Here is a 26,013-nt window from a genome sequence, read left to right as displayed (position 1 = left end):
GGCTATCCGCCATCGGATATGAGGCTTGCGACCATCATGGTCGTGGCCCGGTCGATCGACCAGAGACGACCCGTTTCCACCGGGTCCCAGTCGATCGCCTGCCCCGGAGTCGCGATCCCGATCGTGCGGCGCAGTTCCAGTCGCGATCCGGCTTGGGGCAGTGCCAATTCGTACATTTCCGGCCGATCATGGCCGGTCGCATAGAGCCGTCCATCCTTGCTCCAACTAAGCCCAGAGCAACTGAACGGGGCAAACCGGGCCAGAACCTCGTCAGGAAAAGTCCACGCCGCCTCCTGCCGAAAGGCATCGTCCAGCCGGGCCAGCAGCGTGTAGCGATAGTCGCGGTTTGGCTCGCCCCCTTTGCCCGCATAATTGGCATAGACGGCCCACCATTTCCCGTCATGCCGGTCCAGCGCGGTCAGCGAACCGGGGCCAAAGCCCAGGCTGATCGAGCGTATATGACGCATCGTGCGCGTGTCGAAAATCTCGACGGCGCTGGTCTGGGGCACCTGCGGATAGTTGGAGGCCGCGCAGACCAGATCATGCCCCGCCACGGTGCAACTGTTCATGTGGGGGAACAGGCGTCGGTCGCCCTGCCATTGGGCGACCCGCTCACCAGTGGCGATCCGATATTTGCCGATCCGGTCATTGTCGATAGGGTACAGATAGGTGCCATCGGATGCGACGCCCTGATGCGCTTCCGGGGCCGCGAGGCGCATCGTCACCGGGGCGGGCGGCGGCGATGGGCGTTCGGCCATCGGCTGTGCGCTTGCGGATACCAGGCCGAAAAACAGGCTTGCGATGATCAACAGGACAAATGGCATGACGGCTTCCGATAGAGAGGACCGCTAAATCTAAACCAGCAATAGGACTCTTGCGCGGCAAAAATATTTACGATCGCTTTTCGCCTCTTTGGGTAGAGGATGGCGGAGCCAGAAAGAGCGTGTGGCGGCCCGAAGGGAGAGAGACGGGGCGATAGCCGTTCGATCGCGCCCAAGCGATCAGCAACCCATCCAGCCCGCGGGGAAATGCCGCCTTGGGCCGACCTTCGCTTCCTGTCAGTATGGCGGCAGGGGGCGCTTCGCTCAGATCGGCGGCGAGCGTTTGCGACGTGCTCGCATGGAAGGCACGTGCCTGTTCGGGCGTTAGAATATGCCGTGTTCGCAAGAGAAAGGGCCCGGTAACGAAACGGCGGTCGAGCGGCAGCGCCACATCGACGACCCGCTCCGGCGAAAGGGTGACAATGGCCCCTGACAGCTTGGCGGATGCTGCAATGCGGTCCATCGCGTCGGCATCGCGCATGACCATATGCACCGGGCTGTGGCCCGCCAGCATATTGCGGCCTGCTTCTATCGCGCTTTGGGTGATGCCCGCGACAAGGCCCACCGCGATCAGGGCACGACCTGCACGCCGCTGCCAGAAAGGCGCGTCGGTCAACAGTGCAAAGCGCAGCAGGAGCGGGGGGAGCAAAGGCCCTAGATATTGGACATAAATGGGTCGCGGCAGCCAGGCAGCGATCAGACCGGCCATGATCATCATATCCAGAAGCCGTTCGACCGGGGTGCGTCGCCGCGTCGCGACCAGAGCAACGGCAACCAGCGCGATCAAGCCGCAGCCCTGCGCCAGATAGCGGGCAAGCCGAACCAGGCTCAGCGGCACCTCCAGCATGGATGTCTGCCCGGTCCAGGTCCGCCACTCGAACGGAGCCTTCAAGCTATATTCTATAATCCCGAACCAGGCCGTTTCGGGGGCCAGTATCGCCACGCCTATGGTCGGCAAACCACCCAAAATGCCGCCCAGCGCCAGCAGGGCCACCTTCTCCACGCCCAGCATCCGCCAGTGCAGCAGCGCGAACAGACCGGCCGCAGCGGCAGGCAGGCCATAGCTGATCTTCGCAGATGCGGCCGCCCCCAGCAACAGCCCAGCCACCAATGCCGTCCACCGCGTACGGTCTTTCTGGATCAGGGCCATCATTGCGGCCATACCCGCCGTCATCAACACCAGTGGCAGCGCATCATTGCGGGCCACGCTGCCGGCAAACAGCAGCATATGGCTGAACAACAAGGTGCCAGCCGCGATCGCGGCAGCATGGAGTGACGCGCCCGCCCGCCGCGCCGCCAGCCATATGCAGGCCGTCGCCGCGACAACGAGCAGCGCATTGACCGCGCGCAGCGCCGGGAACAACCAACCCTCCGCGATCCAGGCCAGCGGCGCGAGCAGCAGCGGTTGCAGCGGCGTCTGGAGATAGGCGAAGTCGCGATAGGGCAGGCCAAGGCGCATCATCGCGACCGCGCCGACATATTGTCCTTCGTCATGATCAATCGGGTGGAACGCCGCCACGGCCAGCATCATGACCGCACATAGCAGCAGAAGGAGGATGATCCGCACTGGAATAGGAAAGGCCTTACCAGCCAAGTCGCGCGCTTGCCATCACAGCCCGCGCCTGATCGCTGGCGCGCAGGGAACCCGACAGATCATCGCGCGCGAACGCCCCGCTCATCAGGCGATCCGGGTCGCTCATATGGAGGGACATGGTCAGCGGTCGTCCGCCAATCTCAGCCAACGCATAATCGACGCCCGCCTCGATCCGCATGGCCCGCTGGTCGTGGACGGGCAATGCTGGCGCGCTGTTGCGTGCGAGGGCAAGGGCCGCGCGCCAGGGACCATTCTGCCAGGTCGTCCCCACCGACAGGCTATGTTCGTGCACCATGGCACCGCCCGACACGCGCACCCGCGCGCCGCTGTAGCGCACCGACCATTGCCATTGCGGGGTTGCCTGATGGTGCACCGCCAGGATCGCGCCTTCGATCCGCGCAGACCCGCTATTGACGGGCAAGGTGCCGCGCCCGGTGAAGCGCAACTGATCGTCAAGCCTGCCGCCATGCAGCGCCAGGGACAGGTTGAGGGCGGGGGTGGCCGTCCAGTCGGCCTGCATCTGCACGCGGCTTTGCGTTTCCGGTTTCAACGTCCGGCGCAACTGCAGATATGTGTCATGATCCAGCCCCATCGGCCCACTTATGCCCGTTTCGCTGTATGCCCGCAGCTTCTCTGCATAATCGAGGCTCAGGCGCAACGCCTGTCCTGTTTGCAGGACGAGATTTGCGTGCGGCAGAAACCAGTCCCGCGTACGCAAACGATCGCGGCCCGGACCGACGGTGACATTGGCGTTTCGGTTGCTTATCTTGATGCCGTGCCAGCCCATGGTGGCGGTGACCTGATCGCCGATCAGCCAACGGTCCTCCATCACATAGCGGGTCATCCGGCTACGAGACAGCATGTGCGGGTCGAGCGGCATCGCAGCGCCGGTGCGAAGCAGGCGCTGTGTCGACTTGTGGAACCGGATCTGGATATCCTGGTCGCGATCATCGGCATTGACCGGGTTCGCCGCTTCCATACGTGGTTGGGAAACGCGATAAGTTTGCGGCGCGTAGGCGAGCGGGGACAGGCTGGACGGCCGTTTCAGTGAGAAGCGAATGCCTGTTTCCAGGGCAAGGTCTTGCGCCTGCGCAACCGGACAGGTGCCGACCAGGCTCAGGAACGACAGCATCGCCCGCTTCATGACGAAGCGCCCGTGCGGTCGGTTTGCACCAGGTCGACCTCATGGCTCCGGCTATAATTGACGACATAGCCAAAATGATCGGACAGGGGTTTGCCATCGGGTTCGGATCCGAACGGCACTTGCCCCGCCACCACCTTGAGCGAGCGCTGTCCGCTCCCCCTTGCGAAGAGCCAATCCTTTGCTCGCGCTCTGGTGAAGGCCAGATCGCGCCGCATCGCCTCATCGTGCCAGGCGGAATGGGTCAGGGCCTGTTTCGCGCCATCACGGTCAGGATGGACGAAAGCCATGCCAGCTTCCGCGAAACGGGTGAAGAAGGCATTGGCCCGATACGCATCCTGCCCGATGTTCATGTCCCCGCCCAGGATCAGCGGCTGATCGGCGGGCACATTTTTGGCGACGAACCGGGTCATCAGATCGACCTGCCGCGCAAAGGCGCGATAGGAGCGATCGACCGATACGCCGGCGGCCTTGCGGGCATTGAGGTGGGTGTTGACGATGCTGACCGGCCGGTCAAACCCCGGCACGTTCAGATGCGCGATCAGCACGCCTTTATTGGCCAGACAATCAAAGCCTGCGCAGGCGAAATCGGGGAAGGCCAGCCGATCGACCCGCGTTATGGGATAGTCGGACAGGATTTGCAGGCCGCTGCCCAATTGCTTGCCGACCGCTTCGCCGCGATCCCATCGCGCCTGCGCCATGTGCCACTGGTCCGCGCCATTTGCTGTCGCGTCGGAACGCTGCGCTGCGTCCGGCCCGTTCGCGATATGGCGATAGCCTGCACGGGCGGCAATCTGCATGGCTTCGGGCGTGAAGGCTTCCTGCAACAGGATGATATGCGGTTGGCGGCCCGACTGGCGCAAGGATGCGAGCCGATCGGCGATCGCGCTGAGCGCTTCGCTGCGATCCGATGCGATCGGCCAGGGCAGCCCTTTGACATTATAGGTCATGACCGACAACTGGCTGTCGGCTGCAACGGCTTCGGCCCCATCCCATTGCTGGGTGGCGCGATCGCCGTTCCGGGTTGATCCGGCGGCGGCAAGCGCGACAAGCCCGGCAAACACCAGAGCGCGAATTGGTCGGTACATGATGACGGCCCCCCGTTTGGTCGGAGGGATAGCGAGACTATGAGTCGTCCTAATGTCGCTCAGGCGGCAGTGCGGTTAAACTTTCGCGGCAGGCGCGTCACGCAAATGACGCCGAACTGTCACGCTGCCATGGCGCGACCATGTATTGCGTAGAGCGCGAACAGGTCTGAAAAATGCGCGTCCATCGTCCGCGTACCCGCCGCCGCCGCCCGCGCGACGGACAGGTGCTTGGCTGGCCCATCAGCGACAAAATGATTGAGTTGCTCGACCAGGCTCGCGCCTTGCGCGGCGGCATAATGATAACCGGCACCGGGGACCAGATGGTCTGCCGCGGCACCGCTGTCGGGCAGGAACATAGGGATGCCGCTGGCGCGCGCCTCAGCGGCGATCATGCAGAATGTTTCGGACTCGCTGCCATGAACCAGCGCGTCCGCGCTGGCGAGCAGCGTCGCAAAGGCCGCCCGATCCGTGATCGGAGCGATCAGGCGGACGTGGGGATTGCCCGCCGCTGCGCGCTGCACGCTGGCGCGCGCGCGTCCGTCCCCCGCGATCACCAGCCCGATGGGGCGGGCAAAGCCGCTCGCGGTGGCCGCGTCGATAATCATCGGCCAGCGCTTTTCCGGCGCATGACGGCCCGCGCCGAGCAACAGCACCGCGTCCTCCGGCAGGCCGCAAGACGCCAGCATGCGGCGGCGCAGATCAGGATCGCGAAGCGTAGGACTGAATATGCCCGGCTGCACCCCCATATGGTTGGTCACGACATGATGCAGACCGCCTGCCACCAGCCGCGCGGCCAGATCGTCGCTCGCACAGACGATATGATCGAACCGGGCATCCATCCGCCGCAAATGCCGCCAGAACCAGTCGAAACCCCGGTCGATCACCGGGCGCGGGGCCAGCGCGCGAAACCAGCGATAGGCATAATTGCCTAGCGGATCGGCATGCATGATGAGGCTGCGCGGGGCCGAACCCCGCCAATTCGCGACCATCGTGGCGCTGGCCCAGGGCGTGGACGCCTCGACCAGATCCGGGCGCAGGGCGTCGAGCCGGGCATGCAAGGCCGCCTCGTCATGGAAATAATGATAGCGGCCATCGAGCGGAAAGCGGCGCGCGCGGACAAATTCGATCCGGGCATGGTCATTGATGACCTCGACCCCCGCCTCCGCCGCCGGGGCCAGGATGATGACCTCATGCCCTTCTTTCGGCCCCGCCAGCATCTTGTGCCGGACATAGGTTTTCACCCCGCCGCCCCGGTCGGAATAAAAGGCGCAGACATCGACAATGCGCATAGTTTACGGCCTTGCTGTCAAAGGGCCAAAGGACATCAGGCCCCGGCGATAGTTCATGATGATGCGTTCGCGCGTCAGCCCGGACCCGGCCACGATAGATGCCGCCAAGGCCTTGGGCTTCCCCAGGCCGAGCTTGGGATTGCTGCCAAAACCGACGCCATCGACCGAGAGGCCGAACTTACGATTGCCATCCCGGTCGTGCAGCACACTGACGGCATAGCGGCCGGGGCCGGGCACCCGGACGCACAGCGTCGCGGGATCGCTGGCTGGTACCGGCACCTCGACCCGGCGAAAGACCTTGCCCTGCGCGATCAATATATTGTCATCCTGCAGGAAGTCGGCATCGTTCGCGGGATAGACTTCAAGCTTCAGATTACCCTTGCGATCCTTGAGCCCGACAATGTCGATCAGGAGCGCAGGGCCGCTTTCATTGGCACGGCACCGCGCTTCCGCCTTACCCAGCTCAGGGGTGGACGGAATAAAGCCGGTCGATAGCAGCAGGGCGGAAGACAGCAGAGGTAAGGCGATCATGGGGCCATCCTCCGCCGGATGACGCCGCTGGCACCCAGCAACAGGCCGACCAGTAAATGGGTGGCAAGCAGGAGGCTGGCGAGCAGTCCCAAAATCTCGGCAATTTCCCCCTCGCGTCCTACGAGAAAGGTGGCCACCCCGGCAAACAGCACATCCTTGTTCGGCACCAGCGGCAGGCGCGACAGGACGAGGCGGACCGTCGAGAGCATGACCCACCAACTGATCGCGACGTCTGGGAGCATCAAATGCCACAGCAGCGCATAGAATAGCAGATTGGCGACGATCCGCAGGAAATGCACCCCGGCCACCATGCGACGCTCCGCCGGTGGCAATCCGAAGATGCGGCGACCCAGCAGCATCGGCACGACCGAGGTCAGCACCAATATGCCAAGCGAAACGCCCAGCGTGCGCCCGTCGATCGCGAGCGGCAGGGACGACAGCAGCGGAAAGGTCAGGGCCAGCATCACGAGCGTCACGACATTGCCCATGACACCGGACAGGATCGCCGAATCCTTCACCGCGCCGAAGGGGGACCCTTCCATTCGCACATGCCGTCGCGCCCAGGTGTAGAAATAAACGTCTCCCACATAACCCAGCAGAAGTTCGTTGCTGAGCCGCTTGCGGAACAGCGCAGCCAGCCCTCCCGCCGGGATCGACCAGAGCCGGTGGAATATCAACCAGTCGAACAGCGGCGTCAGACTATAGGTCAGGAGGAACAGACCCCAAAATAGCGGGGTGCGGGGGACAAGTCCCAGTAACGCAGGAATATCGACGCTGCCGCGTTGCAGGAACACGGCGGCCAGCAGCGCCAGCGAAATCACCGGACCGAACCAGGCAACCCAGTTGCGACCCGATTTGACCAGCGGGGCTGGAACATACAAGTCGCGTGCGGCCGCACCGTCGATCAGGGACGATGTATCCATCAGGCGCGTGGACGCAAGATCGGCGGTGCTCATACGGGCCTCATACTTGTCGCTGAACGAAGAGAGGAAGGCGCGCGCGCACCATGGCTGCGCGCCTGTCGCTGGGCGATGACCTGATCGAACAGCGCGGTATAGGCGGGGACTGCAGCTTCCAGCGTATAATGGCTCGCCTTGCGCGCCGCGCGCGCGCGATCTTGTTGCCCCGGCTCCGCCGTCCGGATGGCCAGAGCGAAGCCGCTTTCGTCGCCGCATTCCGTCAATCGGCCCAATGCGCCATGGTCTAGAAGGTCGGGCATGCTGACGCTGCAACGGGTCGCAATGACCCACAATCCAGCCGCCAGCGCTTCGATGACCGCGCCGGGCAGGCCCTCATAGGCTGACGACAGGAGGAGAATATCATGGTCGCTCAGACGTGCGCAGACCTCCGGACAGTGGCCGGGCATATCGACCCGGTCGCCAATATCCAACGATGCGGCAAGTGCGGTCAGTGCCTCCCGTTCGCTACCCTCGCCGAAAATGGTCAACCGATCATCATGGCGCGCCCCGATAGCGAAGGCGCGCAGCATCGCCGGATAATTTTTCTGCCGCTCCAGCCGGCCAATCGCAACGAAGTGGCGACCCGCACGACGGGGGCGGTGCCGCTCTTGGTCCGGCCCGATATCGGCATCGTCCAGAACCGGATTGGGTACGATATGGATGCGGTCTGGCCCGACGCGCATAAGCGCCATGACTTCCTCTCCCATAGGAACCGACAATATGGCGAAATGGTCGATCATCCGGCCCTGTATCCATAGCCAGAACCGATAGAGCGGACGAAGAGCGCGCGGCAGGTCGGGGCGCTGCAAGTCGTTGCTGACCTTCGCGACAATCGGCGGACAGGACTGGCCCAGCAGAAGTTTCAGGATGACGGCAACGATCGTATAAGCGTTTCCTGGACAAAAAAGTATGGCAGGTGGCGCACGACCCATCTCGCGCCACAAGGCATAGACCAGACGCATGATTGGCCAGCGTCTGCCGATGACAGGCCAGAACCGTGCCACATGGCATGTCACGGCCGATGGATTGCCTATTGCTCCTGCGGCCTCTGCGACGAGGACGGTCAGATCGCGTCCGGCTCGATACAAACCATCGCTCAACCGCAACGCTATGCGTTCGACGCCACCAGGCCCGAAGCCTTTCAGAAACAGCAAAACGCGCATGTCCTGACCGTCCGAAGCCTTCGGGCTGACCGATGCATGTGCGCGAGCCATAATCGCTGCCAATGGCCGCCTAATGTAACATGTTGATGCCAATCACGTGACTGGTTCGTGACGGCCGGATATTTAGTTGCGCCTTTTTTGAAAGGTGCCAACAAGCGCGAAGCGCGGGTGAAGATCGCCAAACTACGCTGCCTTTGCCAATATCCATGGTTCGCAGACCTTCAACCTGTTATGGTATCAGCGTCGGCCCTGTTGCGTACAAATGCTCGCCGATTTCTGCGGTATCTACGGATGGCGTTCCCGCATGTTTTCCTTCTACCCGACCTTCAGACGCGCGATCGGTGCGACGCTTCCTGGAAGCAAGCAGATCATCTGTCGATACAGCACCAGAAATCCCGCTTTGGTTCAACGCGATATCGCTTGAACAGGGTTTGGCCACAGCTCGCAATTGGAACCATTTTGATGACATATGACAGCCGTAAGCCAGGCTATGATCCGCTCGATGGTATTGCAGACTCCATCGACCAGGCGGCCGGTGCGATGATCGCGCAGGCGACGCATGGCCTTTCTCCAGCGACGATGTTCCTGGCCAGCGCCGACTGGGCGCTGCACCTTGCCTCCTCGCCCGGCAAGCAGATGCAGCTTGCCGCGAAAATGGGTCGAAAATATCTCCGCCTGTTCGATTATATGGGACGTAGCGCTGGCAACCCGGACGCGGCTCCTGCCATTGAGCCGCTGCCTCAGGACCGGCGCTTTTCCGATCCTGCCTGGCAAAAGCCGCCCTTCAATTTCCTCACCCAGGCCTTTCTACTCAACCAGCAATGGTGGCATGCCGCGACGACCGGCATTGGAGGCGTCTCCAAGGCGCACGAAGCGCAGACGTCCTTTGCGGCGCGACAGATGCTGGACATGTTCGCCCCCACCAATTTCCTCGCCACCAATCCGGTTCTGCAGCGCAAGATCGTGGAAACGGGCGGCAAATGCCTGATCGATGGCATGAATCACATGGCGCAGGACATGCAGCGCCAGACGCGGGGCGAGCCGCCGGTGGGTGCCGAAGCGTTCCGGGTCGGCGAAACCGTGGCCACGGCCCCAGGCAAGGTCGTTTGGCGCAATCATCTGATCGAACTGATCCAATATGCGCCGACGACCGAGCAGGTCCGCCCCGAACCGATCCTGATCATGCCCGCCTGGATCATGAAATATTATATTCTCGACCTGTCGCCGGAAAATTCGCTGGTCCGCTGGCTGACGGGCCAGGGCTATACCGTGTTCATGATCTCCTGGCACAATCCCACCAGCGAAGATCGCAATCTCGACCTCGACGCCTATCGTCGCCTGGGCGCGATGGCCGCGCTGGATGCCGTCGGTGCCATCACCGGCAGCGCGAAGATTCATGGCGTGGGCTATTGCCTGGGGGGCACGTTGCTGGCCATTGCCGCCGCCGCCATGGCGCGCGACGGGGATGAGCGGCTGGCCAGCATCACGCTGCTGGCGGCGCAGACGGAGTTCAGCGAACCGGGCGAACTCGGCCTCTTCATCGACGAATCGCAATTGGCCATGCTCAAGAATCTGATGTCGACGCGCGGCTATCTCGACAGCGCGCAGATGGGCGGCGCATTTCAGATATTGCGGTCCAACGACCTCGTCTGGTCGCAGATACTCCAGACCTATCTGATGGGCGAACGCCCGCCGATGAACGACCTCATGGCCTGGAATGCCGACGGCACGCGCATGCCCCATGCGATGCACAGCGAATATCTGACCCGCCTGTTCCTCAATGATGAACTGGCGGAAGGGAAATTTACCGTCGATGGCCGCACCATTGCCCTGTCCGCGATCCGCGCGCCTTTGTTCGTGGTCGGTACCGAGCGGGATCATGTCGCGCCCTGGCGATCGGTGCATAAAATCCATTTGCTGACAGGGGCCGAAACCACGTTCGTCCTGACCAGCGGCGGGCATAATGCCGGTATCGTGTCCGAACCGGGCCATGCCAAACGACGCTATCATGTCCTGACGCGAGAGGCCGATGGTGCCGCCCTTGCGCCGGATGAATGGTTTGCGGTCGCCCCGCGCAAGGAAGGCTCATGGTGGCCCGAATGGGAGGCCTGGCTGGACGCCCGTTCGGGCGAACCCCAGCCGCCGCCATCGATGGGCGCGCCCGATAAGGGCTATCCGACGCTTGGCGATGCGCCGGGCCTCTATGTTCTGGAGAAATAATCCATGACTGATGTCGAGATGATCGAGAACCGGACCTTCGCCGAAATCAAGGTTGGCGATACCGCCAGCGTCACCCGCACGCTGTCGCTCAAGGATATTCAGTTGTTCGCGCTGGTGTCGGGCGATGTGAACCCGGCCCATCTCGACAGCGAATTTGCCGAGACGGACTTTTTCCGCCGCATCATCGCCCATGGCATGTGGGGGGCGGGCCTGTTGTCGGCCGTGCTGGGCACCGAGTTACCGGGGCCAGGCACCATCTATCTGGGCCAGTCGCTGCGGTTCCTGCGTCCGGTGGGCGTCGGCGATCATATAACTGCCTCCGTAACCGTCACGGACATGCAGCCGGACCGCAGCATCGTGCTGCTCGACTGTCGCTGCGTGAACCAGAATGGCGAGACGGTCATCACGGGCGAGGCGGAGGTGAAGGCCCCGACCGACAAGATCCGCCGTCCGCGCATTGCCCTGCCCGACATCCGGCTGTCCGATCATGATGGCTATAACCGTCTGATCGAGGCGGCGTCGGGCCATCCCGTGACGACGGCGGTGGCGCATCCCTGCTCGGCGGCCGCCCTTGCCGCTGCGGTCGAAGCGGCAGAGGCGGGGCTGATCGTGCCGATCCTGGTCGGTCCAGAGGCCCGCATCCGTCAGGCGGCCGAGGAAGCCGGGAAGGACATTAGCGCCTTCCGCATCGTGCCGAGCATCCATAGCCATGACTCCGCCGCGAAGGCGGTCGAACTGGTACGCTCCGGCGAAGCCCGGCTGTTGATGAAGGGATCGCTGCACACCGATGAACTGATGGGCGCGATCGTGTCCCGCGCAACCGGGCTGCGCACCGAACGGCGGATCAGCCATGCCTATGTCATGGATGTTCCGGGCCATCCCAATCCCCTGATCATCACCGACGCAGCGATCAACATCGCCCCCACGCTGGAGGACAAGGCCGACATCATCCGCAACGCGATCGACCTCGCCCATGTCCTGGGCCAGCCCGAACCCAAGGTGGCGATCCTGTCTGCGGTCGAGACGGTGACCGCATCCATGCCATCTACGCTCGATGCCGCGGCCTTGTGCAAGATGGCCGACCGGGGCCAGATCACCGGCGGGCTGCTCGATGGCCCGCTGGCGTTCGACAATGCCGTCAGCGAAGCGGCCGCGCGGGAAAAGGGCATCGTCTCGCCCGTCGCGGGCCGTGCGGACATATTGGTCGTGCCCAATATCGAGGCGGGTAATATGCTGGCCAAGCAACTGACCTTCCTGGGCGGTGCGGATGCCGCAGGGGTCGTGCTGGGCGCGCGGGTGCCGATCATCCTGACCAGTCGCGCCGACAGCCTGCGCACCCGGCTGGCCTCCTGCGCCGTGGCGGTCCTGCTCGCCGTGGCGGCGACCAAGGCCGCGCCGGGCCTGCCGGAGGGCGCGCCTGCATGAAAGCGGTCGTCAGCATCAATTCCGGCTCGTCGAGCATCAAGTTCGCGCTGTTCACGCTGGAGGACGGGCGCTCTCCCACGCTATCGGCGGGCGGCAAGATCGAGCGGATCGGCATCGCCCCGCGCATCGCCATCCGCACGGCGGACGGCGGCGTGATCCACGATCATGACTGGAGGGACGGCGCGGCGCTCAGCCATGCTGAACTGCTCGACTATCTGATCGACTGGGCAACCACGCATCTTGAAGGGCGGGAGGTGATCGGCATCGGCCACCGCGTCGTTCATGGCGGCATGGAATTTGCGGCACCCCGGCTGGTGGACCGGGCGTTGCTCGACAAGCTTGATGCCCTGTGCGCGCTCGCTCCGCTGCACCAGCCACACAATTTGGCGGCGATCCGCGCCATTGCCATCCTCCGGCCCGATATCCCGCAGGTCGCCTGTTTCGATACCGCTTTCCACCATGACAAGCCGGAGATCGCATCGCGCCTCGCTTTGCCGCGCGCGCTGCATGATCAGGGCATCAGGCGCTATGGTTTCCATGGCCTGTCCTACGAATATATCGTCCATCGCCTGACGCAAATCGATCCGGCCTTGGCCAGGGGCAGGGTCATAGCCGCGCATCTCGGCAATGGCGCCAGCCTCTGCGCGATCCGCGATGGGCGCAGTATCGACACGACCATGGGCTTCACCGCGCTCGACGGGCTGATGATGGGGACGCGCTGCGGCGCGATCGACCCCGGCGTCGTGCTGCACCTCCAGACGCATAGGGGCATGAGCGCGCAGGCGGTGGAGGATATGCTCTACCGCCAGTCCGGCCTGTTCGGCGTCTCCGGCCTGTCGAGCGACATGCGCACCCTGTCGGACAGCGCCGATCCGCACGCCGAAGAGGCGATCAGCCTGTTCGCGTGGCGCGCCGCCAAGGAAGCCGGGGCGCTGGCCGCATCGCTGGGCGGGCTGGACGGCATCGTCTTCACCGCCGGTATCGGCGAACATCATGCCGACATCCGCAGCCGGATTTGCCGACAGCTTGCATGGCTGGGCATCGAACTGGACGAAAGCGCCAACAGCGCGAATCAGCCCGTCATCAGCACGCCGGGCAGCCAAGTAACGGTGCGGGTCATCCCCACCGACGAAGAGCGTATGATCGCCCTGCACATAATGAACCTTTTGCTTGGAGACGCCGCATGAACCCCCTTGTCGACCTTCGCGGGAAACGCGGCCTGATCATCGGGATCGCCAACGAACAGAGCATCGCGGCGGGTTGCGCGGCGGCGTTCGCACAATGTGGCGCGCGGCTGGCCGCCACCTATCTCAATGAAAAGGCGCAGGACTGGGTTCTGCCGGTCACCGAACGTGATGGCATGGAATGGACCGCGCCGTGCGACGTCCGCGTGCCGGGCGATCTGGAGCGATTATTCGATCAGGTTCGCGAACGCTGGGGCGGGCTGGACTTCCTCCTGCACTCCATCGCCTTCGCGCCAAAGGACGACCTGCACGGACGGGTCACCGATTGCAGCGCGGAGGGCTTTGCCCTCGCCATGGACGTATCCTGCCACAGCTTTCTGCGCATGGCGAAGCTGGCCGAACCGCTGATGACCGAAGGGGGCTGCCTGCTCTGCGTGACCTTCTATGGCTCCGAAAGAGTCGTTGACCATTATAATCTGATGGGTCCAGTCAAGGCCGCACTTGAAAGCGCCACCCGCTATCTTGCGGCCGAACTGGCCCCCAACGGCATCCGCGCGCATGCCATCTCGCCCGGACCGATCGCCACCCGCGCGGCCAGTGGCATTGATCGGTTCGATGCCCTGCTCGAACGGGCCGCAGCACTGGCGCCGAAGGGCGAACTTGTGGAAGTGAGCGATGTCGGCAACCTGGCCGCCTTCCTCGTCAGCGACGCGGCAAAGCGCATTACCGGAACGGTGATCCCGGTCGACAACGGACAGCATCTGCACGCCTGATATATAGGCCTGACCTGGGGACCTGCCCGTCAGGCTCGCAATTCCCTGAACCAGCCCAGGCGGCGCATCAGCAGCTTTTCGCCTTCGAGCAGCAGAAACAGGCCGATACCGACCAGGACGATCAGGCCGCCATCGCACCGACGCGGCGGGCATCTATCACGAGCGTGACGAGGTCGACAGGCTTTCGACCGGCGATCCGCGCGAACTGCATTTCTACTTTAACGGCCTGCGCGTGGGCGACATCTCCAACAACGGCACCAGCGATGTCGATTATGTGGCCTCCATCAATCAGCACATCTCGCTGGGCGGCACCGGGCCGTTCCGCAATGGCGCAACCACCGGCATCGCGCACGCCGACTTCGACCAGAGCTATGATCCGATCAACGGCCTGAACTACCAAAGCACCTTTATGCTTTCACCAATCCAAGAGTGGCGACTGATTTCAATTCCGATCAAGTAATGGAATTAACGCTGCAGCCAGGCTTTGCAGGAATTGCCTTTGGTCTTTCTCGCCAGTTGGGAGCATCTCCCAAAACACAGTTGGCAATTGCTGGCACCGTCGCAGCGATTGATGGTATTGCTGCTGCACGAGCTGGGATGCCCCGTCGCTTAGCCGCAGAAAGTGCAGTGCCTTTGCGGCCATCTTGGCGAGCTTCGGAACTTGACGTTGGCGCGAGAATCGAAGGCCAAGGCTACCGCGCACAGGTGTCATTTAAGGATGGCGTTGAAGTTCCTTACGGCACCAAAGGCAGTGCCCGCCCCGAATATTACAATCCGGGGAGCAGCATCGAGGTCAAGAATTACAGCGTTGAAACTGCTCGTGGACGCAGCAATCTGGTACGAAATGTGTCAGGTCAAGCGGTTGATCGTGCGCGAAATCTGCCTCCCGGAACCGCGCAAAATGTGTATATCGATGTTCGTGGACAAAATGTATCGAGAACTGATTTGAATGCGATAATAAGCCGCATAGTTCAGCGTTCGAATGGGGCAGTTCAGCCCAGCAACATTAATATCGTGAGGTAACGAAGTGGCGGTTGGGATTAAGCTAGGAAGCATAACGGATGAGATCGGCACGTCCGATTTCTTCAATGCATTTTTCTCGACCATTGCTGGAAATCTTGAGCCAAAAGGTTGGGGAACTAGGTTCCCGGCTCTGATGAACAAGCTGTACGCTGGTGAGCTTGCGCAGTCCGATGCAGGGACAGCATTGCATGAGCTAGATCAGGTCGGTCGGGAACTGACGAGCCTTCCCGCAAGCAAGGTTATCTGGGATATTGAGGACCGTGGTAAGATACCCCCTTGGGGCGATAACATCGCGGATACCATCACCGATCTGTCCAACTATTTTGTGACCTCTACGGGGCGAGACCTGATCTCCACGCTTCGCGAAGTGTTGGAAGAACTGCGTGATAATGGCGGTGTTGCGCAGGTGGTAAGCTATTAGGACGAAAGCAAGATAAAAGCATTGGCTCCCCCTGTGGTGTAAGCCGTTGTCTGCACATCGAAATCTTGCCCTCCGATCGGCACTGCCTGCAAGACAGGCGGTGCCGTTGCCGTATCAAGTCTTTGAAGTTGCAGGGTGTAGAGGGGGTGCCGTTTGCTCTCCAGGCTATGATGGGCGGTAGGGGGAGATAAAAGGGCCGCCCCCCCCCCGGATCACATCCGGGGCGCAGGGGTAGACCCACTCGCTCACCGCCATCGTCGCCCCTGTCCTACATCGGCCATCCCTGCTATCCTCGCCTTCGGCTCCTTCCCATCGTCCGCCCCCTTGCCCAACAGCGCGCCCGCGCCGTCCCCCTCCGCGTCCCCGCGCCTCCGCGTGAAACAAAATGTCCCGTTCCCACATCAAAATGTCGCAATCAGCGGGAAATATGCGAAGTTAAGCGCCAGTCATGCGGACGGCGCTGACGCGCCGACGCTGTTGCAGCGCAGCCCGCTCCGCGGCCTGCGTGGACAGACCTCGAACGCACGACCACCCACACAAGCCATGTCGCTTGTGCAAAGTGCCGCCACGATCCCACAACCGCGCAAATCCGGGCCCTGCGACGGTGTGAACTTCGCACACTTCACAGCCTGCGTTCCGCAGAGGGCAAAGCCCCGGCGTCGGGCAGGGTGCCGCCGCCGGGACGGGTCACGGATTGCAGCGCGGAGGGCTTTGCGCTCGCCATGGATATATCCTGCCACAGCTTTTTAGCTGGCCGAGCCGCTGATGACCGAAGGGGCTGCCTCTCAGGCTCGCAATTCCTTGAACCAGCCCAGGCGGCGCATCAGCAGCTTTTCGCCTTCGAGCAGCAGAAACAGACCGATGCCGATCAGGATGATCAGGCCGCCATCGCGCAGGGTGAGCGGCCGACTGTCGAACAGGCGGTTCAGGACAGGCAGATAGGTGAAGGCAAGCTGCGCGGTCACGACCGCGACAATGGCAATCAGGACGGACCGCGTTCCCAGAACGCCCCGCCATGTCAGCGAACCCATGTGCAGGAACCGGACGTTGAACAGATAGAATATTTCCGCGACGACCAGCATGTTGACGGCCATGGTGCGGGCAACCTCGATGCTGCGCCCTTCGCCCAGTGTAAAGAAGAAGACGCCGAGCGTGGCACTTGCAAAGAGGATCGACACGACGATCACCCGCCACAGCAGAAAAGGCGACAAAAGTGGCGCATCGGCGGCGCGGGGTGGCCGTTGCATGACACCGGGTTCGGCCGGCTCGAAAGCCAGGACGAGGCCCAGACTGACAGCGGTGACAAGATTGATCCACAGGATATGGGTCGCTGTCATTGGCAGGGCAAAGCCGACCAGGATCGCGAGGATGACGGCCACGGATTCGCCGCCATTGGTCGGCAGCGTCCAGGAAATGACTTTGCGGATATTGTCATAGACCGTCCGCCCTTCATGGACGGCCGCTACGATGGACGCGAAATTATCGTCCAGAAGCACCATCTCCGACGCTTCACGCGCGGCCTCCGTGCCCTTGAGGCCCATGGCAGTTCCCACATCGGCCTGTTTGAGCGAGGGCGCGTCATTCACCCCATCGCCTGTCATCGCGACGATGGCCCCGTTCGCCTGAAGCGCCCGGACGATGCGCAGCTTATGCTCCGGGCTGGTCCGGGCGAAGACGGCGATATGCGGGACCATGTCCTGCAATTGCGCGTCGGACAGGGGGTCGAGATCGGCGCCGGTCATGGCCCTGGGATCATCGGCCAGGTCCAGTTGCCGGGCGATCGCCAGGGCGGTCGCGACATGATCGCCAGTGATCATCTTCACGTCGATACCGGCCGAACGGCACTCTGCGATCGCGCGCACCGCTTCCTCGCGCGGCGGATCAATAAAGCCCATCAGGCCGAGAAATTCGACGCCCGTTTCAAGGTCGGAGAAAGCCATCCGTTCGCTGCCATGCGCCAGCTTCTTGGTTGCGAAACCCAGCACGCGCTCGCCCGCCGCCGCGGCAGTGGCGATCTGATCATCCCAGTTCGCACTGGAGGCCATGTCCGGCACCATCGCCAACAAGGCTTCGGGCGCGCCCTTGATGAAGGCGATCGCTTCGCCTTCTGGGCTGCGATGCAGGGTCGCCATGAAGCGATAGGCGGCGTCGAACGGTATCTCATCCAGCCGTGCCCATTCGCCACGGGCATGATCGGGACTGAAACCCGCTTTCATCGCCAGCGCCGCCAGCGCGCCCTCCATAGGATCACCTTCGACATGCCAGTCGCCGGTCGCTTCGCGCAATTGCGCATCGTTGCACAGGAGGCCGCAACGGATGATGGCGCTTGCGTCCGCGATCGCGGCCGCATCATCGTCGTGATTCTCGGCGGTCAGCGCACCGTGGGGGGCATAGCCCGATCCTGCCACCAACAGTTGGTGGCGCTCAATGAAGATATGCCGGACGGTCATCTCGTTGCGGGTCAGGGTTCCGGTCTTGTCGGTGCAGATGACCGACGTCGCACCCAGCGTTTCGACGGCCGGCAACTTGCGGATCACCGCCTTGCGCCCCGCCATCCGCTGGACCCCGATCGCCAGCGTGATCGTGATGACCGCAGGCAATCCTTCGGGTATCACGCCCACCGCGACGGCGACGACGGCGATCAGGGCATCGTCCCAGGCGAACCCCCGCACCAGCACGGCAAAGACGAACAGCAGGACGGCGGCCCCCAACATGGCCCAGGTAAAGCGGCTTGCGAAGTGGTTGATCTGTCGCAGCAATGGCGTCGTGAGCGTTTCGACGCCGCCCAGCAACCCGCTGATATGGCCGATCTGGGTCTGCGCGCCCGTGGCGACGACGACCGCCGTCGCCTGGCCCATCGTCACCATCGTACCCGAAAAAGCCATGTTGTGACGATCGCCCAGCGCCGCCTCGGCGGCAACCGGCGGCTCATGCTTTTCGGACGTGACCGACTCGCCGGTCAGCAGGGCTTCGTCGATCTTCAGCCCGCGCGCGCGAAGGATACGCATATCGGCGGGCACACGGTCGCCCGCCTCAAGGATGACGATGTCACCCGGAACCAGGTCCGGGACATCGATCGTCTGGCGCGCGCCATCCCGCAATACCGTGGCGTGCGGGGCAATCAGATCGCGGATCGCGCCCAGCGCCCGTTCAGCCTTCCCCTCTTGAACGAAGCCGACGATCGCATTGGCGATCACAACCGCTGCGATGACGGCCGCATCGACGACATGGCCCAGCAGAAGCGCTGCGCCCGCCGCCGCGAGCAGGAAATAGATGAGCGCGCTGTTGAACTGCGCCAGGAACCGCAGCACAGGATGCACCGTAGCGGGAGGCGGCAGGCTGTTGGGACCGAATTCGGCCAACCTTCGCTGCGCTTCGTCCTGTTGCAGGCCAGATCGACGGCCTTGCAACAGGGAAAGCGTCTCATCTTCTGACAGGGCGTGCCAAACGGGCTTTGGATCGGTCAGCGCAGTTACTCCCAATGCATGGTTCCGAATAAATGATAGCTTTTCGGATCTGCATGCGGAATCTTACCTACATCCGCAGTTTCCTTAGCCCTTAGCATAGGCGCATGAGGATGTCCGGCATCCATTGGTCCTGACGCTGCGTCTGTGCGATCATTGTGTCCTTGCAGGATGGTTTTCATCGCGCAGTGACAGGCCGGCGGTTTCGGGCATGAAGCGTAAGGCGATCAGCCCCACAATACAGGCCAGCATCATATAATAGGCAGGCATCAATTCATTGCCAGTCAGGCCAATGAGGCTGCTGCCGATCGCGGGAGCCGTGCCGCCGAAGATGGACGTCGCGACATTATAGGCGATGGCAAAGCCTGCAAAGCGGACGGACGTCGGGAACAAGGCCGGGAAAGTGGCCGATATCGTCGCGAGTTGAGGTACATAGAGCATACCCAACAGGGCAAAACCGACCACGGCCCCAACAAAACCCGTCGCCATCAGCAGATAGGCCGGCACCACCAGCAGGAACAGACCGATGAGCGAGAAGCGCCACAGCGGCTTGCGGCCGACCCGGTCGGAAAGCGCCCCGGCGAAGGGCAGCAGGACCATCATGAACATCATGCCGATGATCGGCACGATCAACGCTTCATTGGCGGACAGGCCCAGCCGACGCTGCAAATAGGTCGGCATGTAACTCAAGAGCGTATAGTTGACGATGTTGAGTGCAGTGACTAGCCCGCCCATCACCAATAGGGTGCGCCAATAGCCCGTTACCAGCGAACCGAGCGTCGGCGATACCGTCTTCACGCCCTGCGCAGCCAGTGCGGCTTCGAGAAAGACCGGCGTGTCCTCCATCTTCGATCGCAGATACATGCCGACCAGACCCATGGGACCAGCCACCAGGAAGGGAACACGCCAGCCCCAGTCATACATGGTGGCGTCGCCCAGCATCAGCGAGAAGCCGAGCATCAGCAGCGCGCCCAGCGAAAAGCCCGCCAATGTCCCGAATTCCAGGAAACTGCCGCAAAAGCCGCGTTTGTGGTCGGGCGCATATTCGGCCATGAACGTTGCCGCGCCGCCATATTCGCCGCCGGTGGAAAAGCCCTGCACCATCCGCAACAGGATCAGCAACGTCGGTGCCCAGAAGCCGATCGTGGCATAATCGGGGATCAGGCCGACGCACACTGTCGCACCCGACATCATCAATATGGTGAGCGCCAATACGGACTTGCGCCCCATCCGGTCGCCCAGCGGCCCCCAAAACAAGCCACCCAAAGGTCGCACCAGAAAGGAAATGGCGAAGGTCGCCAGCGCGAACAGCACCGCCTCCTCCGTATTGCCGGGAAACAGTGCGGCGGAGATATAGGTCACGCCATAGGCATAGATGCCATAGTCGAACCATTCGGTCGCATTGCCCATGGCAGACGCACCGATCGCCCGGCGCAAGGTGGTCCGATCGACGGCGGGTTGGAGCGGAGCAGTAGGATGGGGCGCGGGCATGGTTCTATCCTGAAAGGGGGAGCGGCGATCGGTTGGCCGGTTCGCCTTCGTCGGGCGCACTCTGTTCCGGGGCATGAGGATCGAGCATCGCGGCCACTGGCGTGGTGCGGGGCAGGATCTGATAGCTTTGCTGGTCGTCGCCCGGCACTGGCAGGGACGATGCCTGCCGCCATAGGCCGAAGACCAATGTGCCGCCCGCAACGGCGGCGATGAAGAGGAACAGTCCGCTCGCGCCGAACAGCGTCATCGCTGCCGCCGCGCCAGTCGGGCCCAATGCTGCGCCGATCGAATAGAGCAGCACCAGCGCGCCGCTGGCGGCGACACGAGCGGCCGGGTCCAGCCGGTCATTGGTATGCGCGACGCAGAGCGGATAGAGCGCGAAGCTGAGGCCACCGAACAGGCCCCCCAGCGTCAGCAAAGCCAGGCCCATGCCGTCGACAATGGTCAGCGCGAGGCAGACGGCCATCGTCGCGCCGAAGCTGGTGACGATGACCCGGCGGCGATCGAACCGATCCGACAGCCGCCCCAACGGCCATTGCAGCGCGACCCCGCCCAGGATGACGATGCTCATGAAACTGGCAGTCTGGGACAGGTCCAATCCAAGCCGGCGAACATGCACGGCGGCGAGGCCATAGAAAGCGCCCAGCATCAGCCCGGTCGTCATCGCACCGATGAAACCCAGCGGGGACGAAGCGTATAATTGCCGCATCGTACAAGGGGCATTCTGCCCCGGCAGCGGCGCGGCGATGCGGGTGAGGACGACCGGGATGACCGCCAGCGAAATGAGGATGGAGGCGATCAGGAAGGGGATGGACGGGGTGCGCCCGAAATTGAGCAGAAACTGGCCCAATGCCTGCCCGGAATAGAGGGCGATCATATAGCCCGCCAAAATGCTGCCCCGCGTGTCCGGTTCCGCCCGCTCGTTCAGCCAGCTTTCCAGGCATATGAACACGCCCGCGACGCACAGCCCATCGATGAACCGCAGCGAGGCCCAGAACAGCACATTCTGGAACAGTGCATAAGCCAGCGTGCTGGCCGACAGCAGCGACACGAAGGCGGCAAAGGCGCGGATATGTCCGACTCGCTGTACGACAGGCGCAGCGCGCAGCGCGCCGACGGTCAGCCCGGCGAAATAGGCGGTCGCCACAGCGCCGATCATCAGCGTGCCACTGCCCCCCCGTTCCAGCCGCAGGCTGATCAGGGTGGACAGGAAGCCGCTGCCCGCCATCAGCATGAAGATGGCGGCCAACAGGCTGCGAACCGGAAGTATCGATGACAACATGGAGAGAAAGGCGGCTCAGGCCGCCCGACGCCCTTCGCCCTGATCGGCCACATCCTCGATCAGCCGCCGGTGCAGGACACGCACGGCCGTATCGAAATTCGCGCAATCAATGATGAACTGAATGTCCACGTTGCGGATCTGATGCTGCATCGCGATCATGTCGATATTCGCTTTAGCCAGCGCGTCCAGCGCATCGGGCACCAGTCCCGGCCGCGATATGTCGCTGCCGATCACCGATACCATGGCCACGGGCTGCGCGGAGATGGCGGCATCGGGATAGAGCGATTGCAGGTCGGCCATGATCCGCTTCACCGTCGCCGTGTCGATCGACAGATAGTGGGTGATCGTATTGGCGTTGGAGGATTTGCTGACGATCCAAGCGCCATGTCGGGTCAGCACCTCCAATATCGCGGCGTCATAGCCCTTCTCGCCAACCATATCCTGCTCGAAGAACTGCAGCGCCTGCATTGATCGCACGCCGGTAATGATTTCGACGCGCGGCGTATCGGACACATAATCGCCGCAGATCAGCGTCCCTTCATCTTCCCGATCGAATGTGTTGCGGACGCGCAAGGGAATGCTCGTCTGGCGCAGACCGCGACCCGCACGGGGATGGATCGCTTCCATGCCCAGATTGGCGAGCTGGTCGGCCACGTCATAATTGGTGCGGCCGATCTTGCGCGCGGCGGCTTCCCCGACCAGGCGGGGGTCGGCGCTCGACAGGTGAAATTCCTTGTGGATGATCGCTTCGCGCGCATGGGTCAGCACGGCGATCCGCGAGAAGGTCATTTCCGAATAGCCCCGCGCATAGCGCCGCACCATGCCTTCGCGGCATCCGGCATAGCCCGTGACGATCGGCATCGTATGGCGCAGGTCGATAGGCGCCAGCGCCTCCACGATCCGCTCGTCCAGGCTGCGCAAATCATCCTGGTCCCACAGCGTCAGATCGACGAACGTCGCGTTGATTCCACGATCGCGCAACAACAGCGCAGTGCTGTGCGCGCTATGCGCTTCGCCAAGCCCCGCCAGCAATTCGCGTACCGTCAGCAACTGTTCCTTGACGCAGAAGCGCCCGTGGCTGCGCAACCGGCCGAGATCCGCAAGGCAATCCTGCACCGCCGCGATCCGCAGATCGACAAAGGCGTTCGCCTCCTCCAGGCTGGCGGTGCGCGCGAACATCTCGCCATTGCGATCGTGCATCGCCCCGCGCACCTTGGCCATCGCCTCAAGCCAGCCGTCCGCCCCATCATCGGCGATGAAGCGGCCATAGACGCCCGGCACACCGGATTTCTTATGCTCCAGCAGCAGGTCGGTCATGCCCGCATAGGCGGATACGACGAAGATGCGGTTGTAAAGATCGTCACCGCTGCGGCCTGCGATCAGGACATTGTCGAACAGGCTGGCCGTGGCCGCCATCGACGTGCCACCGATCTTCTCGACGCTATGCAGGCCGCTCATGCCATCACCTCCGCAACCAGATCGCCATGACAGACCCTGATCGCTTCCGCCTCCCGTGCCGCGATGAAGGACGGGCGCGGCGTCGCGGGGCCGAAGGGCGCGATCAGTTGATTGGACATGGCATTGTAAACCATGAAAGCGTTGGCGCGGGGAAAGGGCGTGATATTGCCGTTCGACCCGTGCATCAGGTTGCAATCGAACAGGATGACCGTGCCCGGCTTGCCGGTCGGCGCGACGATGCCCTGCTCATAGGCAAGTTCAGCGAGGCTGTCCTCGTCGGGAACGCCATATTCCTGCTTCTTGAGCGACATCTTATAATGGTCGTCGGGCGTTTCACCCACGCAGGTCAGAAAGCTGCGGTGCGATCCGGGGATCAGCATCAACGGGCCGTTATGCGGGGTGTTATCCGCCAGCAGGACCGACATGGACAGGGCGCGCATGCGCGGCATCCCGTCTTCCACATGCCAGGTCTCGAAATCCGAATGCCAGTAGAATTCCTTGCCCTGGAACCCCGGCTTATAGTTGAGGCGGGACTGGTGAAGATAGACTTCGTCATTCAACAGGAAGCGGGCGACGTCGGCGAGCCGGGCGTCGGCTGCCAGCCGTTGCATGACGCGGCTCTGGCTGTGAATTTCGAAGATCGAGCGGATTTCGCCGCCACCCGGTTCGGTGATCACGGTGTCGCCATCCAGCGCATCGGGATCGGCCAGCAGGGAACCAGCCTCCTGTTGCAGGAAGGCGACTTCCTGCGCGGAGAAGAGATCCTCCAGCACCAGATAGCCGTCGCGGTCGAATTGCGCGGCTTGCGCTTGGGAGAGCGGGGCCGCGTCGCTCCAGTCGCCATGGACGACCGGATCGAGACGGGGCAGGAATTGCGGTTCCGCCGCTTGGCGGGATGGGTAGATGTCTGTCATGGGACTCCCCCTTTCTTTATGATTTCAAGACGTCAGTTCGGCTGTGCGGACCATGTCGGCCTCTGCGGGATAGGCGCCATTCTCATCATGCACTTCGCGGCCGGTAACCGGCGGGTTGAAGACGCAGACGGTTAGGATATCGGTTTCGGGGCGCACGATATGGCGGTCATGATCGTTGAGCGCATACATGGTGCCTGCGGCCAACTGGTGGGTTTCCCCCGTGCCCAAATCCTCGATCGTACCCTTGCCCTTGAGTACCAACACGGCTTCGAGATGATTTTGATAATGCATCTTCAGCTCTTTGCCGGCGTACATGGTGGTGACATGGTAGGAGAAACCCATGCCGTCATCCTTGAGCAGCAGGCGGGCGCTTTCCCAGCCGTCGGATTTGACGTTATGGTCGGACTTGCGAATGTCGGTCAGTTTACGGACGATCATGCGATATCTCCTTATTCCGCCGCCACGCCAAAGGAGGCAGCAAGCGTCTCGCGCACGCTGGTTTCCAATATGTCGAGACCGGCCGAAAGGACGGCGTCGTCGATGATGAGCGGGGCGAGCACCTTGACGATTTCGTCATGGGGGCCGCTCGTTTCGATGATGAGGCCGCGCGCGAAGCAGGCGGCGGTGATGACGGACGCAATCTCGCCCGACCCGACGTCGATGCCGCGCATCATGCCGCGCCCGCGCGTGGTCAGCCCATGTTCGCGGGCCATCTTGTCGAGGCGGCTTTCCAGCAGCGCGCCGCAACGGCGCACATCGGCGGCGAAGCTGTCATTGCTCCAGAAATGGCGGAGCGCGGCCGTTGCCGTGACGAAGGCATGGTTGTTGCCGCGGAAAGTGCCATTATGCTCGCCGGGCGACCATTGGTCGAGTTCAGCGCGGAACAGCGTGAGCGCGAAGGGCAGGCCCATGCCCGACAGCGACTTGGCCAGCGTGACGATGTCGGGCGTGAAGCCCATATCCTCGAAGCTAAAAAAGCCGCCGGTGCGGCCGCAACCGGCCTGAATATCATCGACGATCATCAGCGCGCCATGCCGCTTGGCGATATCGGCGATCTTGCGTAGCCAGGCTGGCGACGCAGCGTTCAGACCGCCTTCGCCCTGCACGGTTTCCACCAATATGGCGGCGGGCGCATCCAGGCCGCTGGACGGGTCCGAAAGCCGCTGTTCCAAAAGGTCGGCGGTATCGACGTCGGGACCATGATAGCCGTCATAGGGTTCATGGCTGACATGACTGAGCGGCACGCCCGCACCACCGCGCTTGGCGGCATTGCCGGTGCAGGCCAGTGCGCCCAATGTCATGCCGTGGAAGCCGTTGGTGAAGGCGATCACCATTTCGCGGCCGGTAATCTTGCGCGCCAGTTTGATCGCGGCTTCCACCGCATTGGTGCCGGTCGGGCCCGTGAACATCGCGCGATAATTCAGCTTGCGCGGCTGGAGGATCACCTCCTCGAAACTTTCCAGAAAGGCCGCTTTGGCATCGGTATGCAGGTCCAGGCCATGGGTAATGCCGTCGGCCATGATATAGTCGAGCAGCGCCTGTTTGAGGATCGGGTGGTTATGCCCGTAATTCAGCGTCGAGCAGCCCGATAGAAAGTCGAGATAACGACCCCCCTGATTATCATGCATCCACACATTTTCGGCGCGATGAAACTGGCGCGGCATCGACCGGGCATAGCTGCGCACGATCGATTCCCGACGCTCGTAAATGCCGGTATCGGGAATAGTCTGGGTCGGTTTGGGGGTCATGGTCATGGGGGAAAGTCTCCGAAT

The 26,013-nt window shown here is 62.8% G+C and carries 22 protein-coding genes; 7 read left to right on the top strand and 15 right to left on the bottom strand.

The features are described 5' to 3' along the window. Positions 1 to 2: 2 nt before the first annotated feature. The 8 genes from V2I08_RS12805 to V2I08_RS12770 all read right to left on the bottom strand — a co-directional run bounded on the left by V2I08_RS12805 (position 3) and on the right by V2I08_RS12770 (position 8,637). On the bottom strand, positions 3 to 824 hold the full coding sequence (locus tag V2I08_RS12805; protein WP_405053648.1) for a YncE family protein: 822 nt from the start codon (positions 822 to 824) through the stop codon (positions 3 to 5). 67 nt (positions 825 to 891) lie between these two features. Next, positions 892 to 2,388, bottom strand: coding sequence for a hypothetical protein (locus V2I08_RS12800; RefSeq protein ID WP_349635455.1), 1,497 nt, complete (start codon positions 2,386 to 2,388; stop codon positions 892 to 894). A gap of 16 nt (positions 2,389 to 2,404) precedes the next feature. Continuing rightward, the gene (locus V2I08_RS12795; RefSeq protein WP_349635454.1) at positions 2,405 to 3,559 is read right to left on the bottom strand and encodes a TonB-dependent receptor domain-containing protein; all 1,155 of its coding nucleotides are present in this window, start codon (positions 3,557 to 3,559) and stop codon (positions 2,405 to 2,407) included. Beyond that, positions 3,556 to 4,644 (bottom strand): endonuclease/exonuclease/phosphatase family protein, encoded by a 1,089-nt coding sequence (locus V2I08_RS12790; RefSeq protein ID WP_349635453.1) that lies wholly within the window; start codon positions 4,642 to 4,644, stop codon positions 3,556 to 3,558. The genes V2I08_RS12795 and V2I08_RS12790 overlap by 4 nt, the downstream gene beginning before the upstream one ends. 119 nt (positions 4,645 to 4,763) lie before the next feature. Next, the gene (locus V2I08_RS12785) at positions 4,764 to 5,933 is read right to left on the bottom strand and encodes a glycosyltransferase (RefSeq protein ID WP_349635452.1); all 1,170 of its coding nucleotides are present in this window, start codon (positions 5,931 to 5,933) and stop codon (positions 4,764 to 4,766) included. Between the two features lie 3 nt (positions 5,934 to 5,936). Continuing rightward, positions 5,937 to 6,464: a DUF2141 domain-containing protein gene (locus tag V2I08_RS12780; protein ID WP_310220932.1), complete on the bottom strand. Its 528-nt coding sequence runs from the start codon at positions 6,462 to 6,464 to the stop codon at positions 5,937 to 5,939. Further along, complete coding sequence (locus tag V2I08_RS12775) at positions 6,461 to 7,387, bottom strand: hypothetical protein (protein WP_349635451.1); 927 nt, start codon at positions 7,385 to 7,387, stop codon at positions 6,461 to 6,463. The genes V2I08_RS12780 and V2I08_RS12775 overlap by 4 nt, the downstream gene beginning before the upstream one ends. 29 nt (positions 7,388 to 7,416) lie before the next feature. Then, the gene (locus V2I08_RS12770; RefSeq protein WP_349635450.1) at positions 7,417 to 8,637 is read right to left on the bottom strand and encodes a glycosyltransferase; all 1,221 of its coding nucleotides are present in this window, start codon (positions 8,635 to 8,637) and stop codon (positions 7,417 to 7,419) included. 411 nt (positions 8,638 to 9,048) lie between these two features. Between V2I08_RS12770 and V2I08_RS12765 the strand changes: the two genes are divergently transcribed. The 7 genes from V2I08_RS12765 (at position 9,049) to V2I08_RS12735 (ending at position 15,632) form a co-directional block, all read left to right on the top strand. Continuing rightward, positions 9,049 to 10,806, top strand: a complete 1,758-nt coding sequence (locus tag V2I08_RS12765; RefSeq protein WP_349635449.1) for an alpha/beta fold hydrolase — start codon at positions 9,049 to 9,051, stop codon at positions 10,804 to 10,806. 3 nt (positions 10,807 to 10,809) lie between these two features. Beyond that, positions 10,810 to 12,231: a bifunctional enoyl-CoA hydratase/phosphate acetyltransferase gene (locus V2I08_RS12760; RefSeq protein ID WP_349635448.1), complete on the top strand. Its 1,422-nt coding sequence runs from the start codon at positions 10,810 to 10,812 to the stop codon at positions 12,229 to 12,231. Further along, on the top strand, positions 12,228 to 13,418 hold the full coding sequence (locus V2I08_RS12755) for an acetate/propionate family kinase (RefSeq protein WP_349635447.1): 1,191 nt from the start codon (positions 12,228 to 12,230) through the stop codon (positions 13,416 to 13,418). The genes V2I08_RS12760 and V2I08_RS12755 overlap by 4 nt, the downstream gene beginning before the upstream one ends. Then, positions 13,415 to 14,188 carry an enoyl-ACP reductase FabI gene (gene fabI / locus V2I08_RS12750; protein ID WP_310220942.1) on the top strand — a complete coding sequence of 258 codons (774 nt, stop codon included), beginning with the start codon at positions 13,415 to 13,417 and terminating at the stop codon, positions 14,186 to 14,188. Before V2I08_RS12755 ends, fabI begins: the two co-directional genes overlap by 4 nt. 232 nt (positions 14,189 to 14,420) lie before the next feature. Next, positions 14,421 to 14,648 (top strand): hypothetical protein, encoded by a 228-nt coding sequence (locus tag V2I08_RS12745; RefSeq protein ID WP_349635446.1) that lies wholly within the window; start codon positions 14,421 to 14,423, stop codon positions 14,646 to 14,648. Then, positions 14,648 to 15,211 (top strand): hypothetical protein, encoded by a 564-nt coding sequence (locus tag V2I08_RS12740; protein WP_349635445.1) that lies wholly within the window; start codon positions 14,648 to 14,650, stop codon positions 15,209 to 15,211. Before V2I08_RS12745 ends, V2I08_RS12740 begins: the two co-directional genes overlap by 1 nt. 4 nt (positions 15,212 to 15,215) lie before the next feature. Continuing rightward, positions 15,216 to 15,632, top strand: a complete 417-nt coding sequence (locus tag V2I08_RS12735; protein WP_349635444.1) for an immunity 70 family protein — start codon at positions 15,216 to 15,218, stop codon at positions 15,630 to 15,632. 785 nt (positions 15,633 to 16,417) lie between these two features. On the opposite strand, the gene V2I08_RS12730 is transcribed toward V2I08_RS12735, so the two are convergent. The 7 genes from V2I08_RS12730 to ectB form a co-directional block, all read right to left on the bottom strand. Beyond that, positions 16,418 to 19,042 carry an HAD-IC family P-type ATPase gene (locus V2I08_RS12730; RefSeq protein WP_405053647.1) on the bottom strand — a complete coding sequence of 875 codons (2,625 nt, stop codon included), beginning with the start codon at positions 19,040 to 19,042 and terminating at the stop codon, positions 16,418 to 16,420. A 207-nt stretch (positions 19,043 to 19,249) separates the two neighbouring features. Next, entirely contained in the window at positions 19,250 to 20,587 is a 1,338-nt protein-coding gene (locus tag V2I08_RS12725) for an MFS transporter (RefSeq protein ID WP_349635443.1), read from the bottom strand. 4 nt (positions 20,588 to 20,591) lie between these two features. Beyond that, complete coding sequence (locus tag V2I08_RS12720) at positions 20,592 to 21,869, bottom strand: MFS transporter (RefSeq protein ID WP_349635442.1); 1,278 nt, start codon at positions 21,867 to 21,869, stop codon at positions 20,592 to 20,594. A gap of 15 nt (positions 21,870 to 21,884) precedes the next feature. Further along, positions 21,885 to 23,327: an aspartate kinase gene (locus V2I08_RS12715; RefSeq protein WP_349635441.1), complete on the bottom strand. Its 1,443-nt coding sequence runs from the start codon at positions 23,325 to 23,327 to the stop codon at positions 21,885 to 21,887. Continuing rightward, complete coding sequence (thpD, locus tag V2I08_RS12710) at positions 23,324 to 24,241, bottom strand: ectoine hydroxylase (protein ID WP_349635440.1); 918 nt, start codon at positions 24,239 to 24,241, stop codon at positions 23,324 to 23,326. Before thpD ends, V2I08_RS12715 begins: the two co-directional genes overlap by 4 nt. A gap of 24 nt (positions 24,242 to 24,265) precedes the next feature. Then, positions 24,266 to 24,679 carry an ectoine synthase gene (locus tag V2I08_RS12705; RefSeq protein ID WP_310220956.1) on the bottom strand — a complete coding sequence of 138 codons (414 nt, stop codon included), beginning with the start codon at positions 24,677 to 24,679 and terminating at the stop codon, positions 24,266 to 24,268. Between the two features lie 11 nt (positions 24,680 to 24,690). Further along, positions 24,691 to 25,995, bottom strand: a complete 1,305-nt coding sequence (ectB, locus tag V2I08_RS12700; protein ID WP_349635439.1) for a diaminobutyrate--2-oxoglutarate transaminase — start codon at positions 25,993 to 25,995, stop codon at positions 24,691 to 24,693. Between the last annotated feature and the right edge of the window lie 18 nt (positions 25,996 to 26,013).

It is taken from the genome of Sphingobium sp. MK2 (assembly GCF_040170545.1).
Lineage (GTDB): Bacteria > Pseudomonadota > Alphaproteobacteria > Sphingomonadales > Sphingomonadaceae > Sphingobium.
The sequence above is the reverse complement of the archived record's forward strand: the minus strand, read 5'-3'. Positions and strand labels throughout refer to the sequence as shown.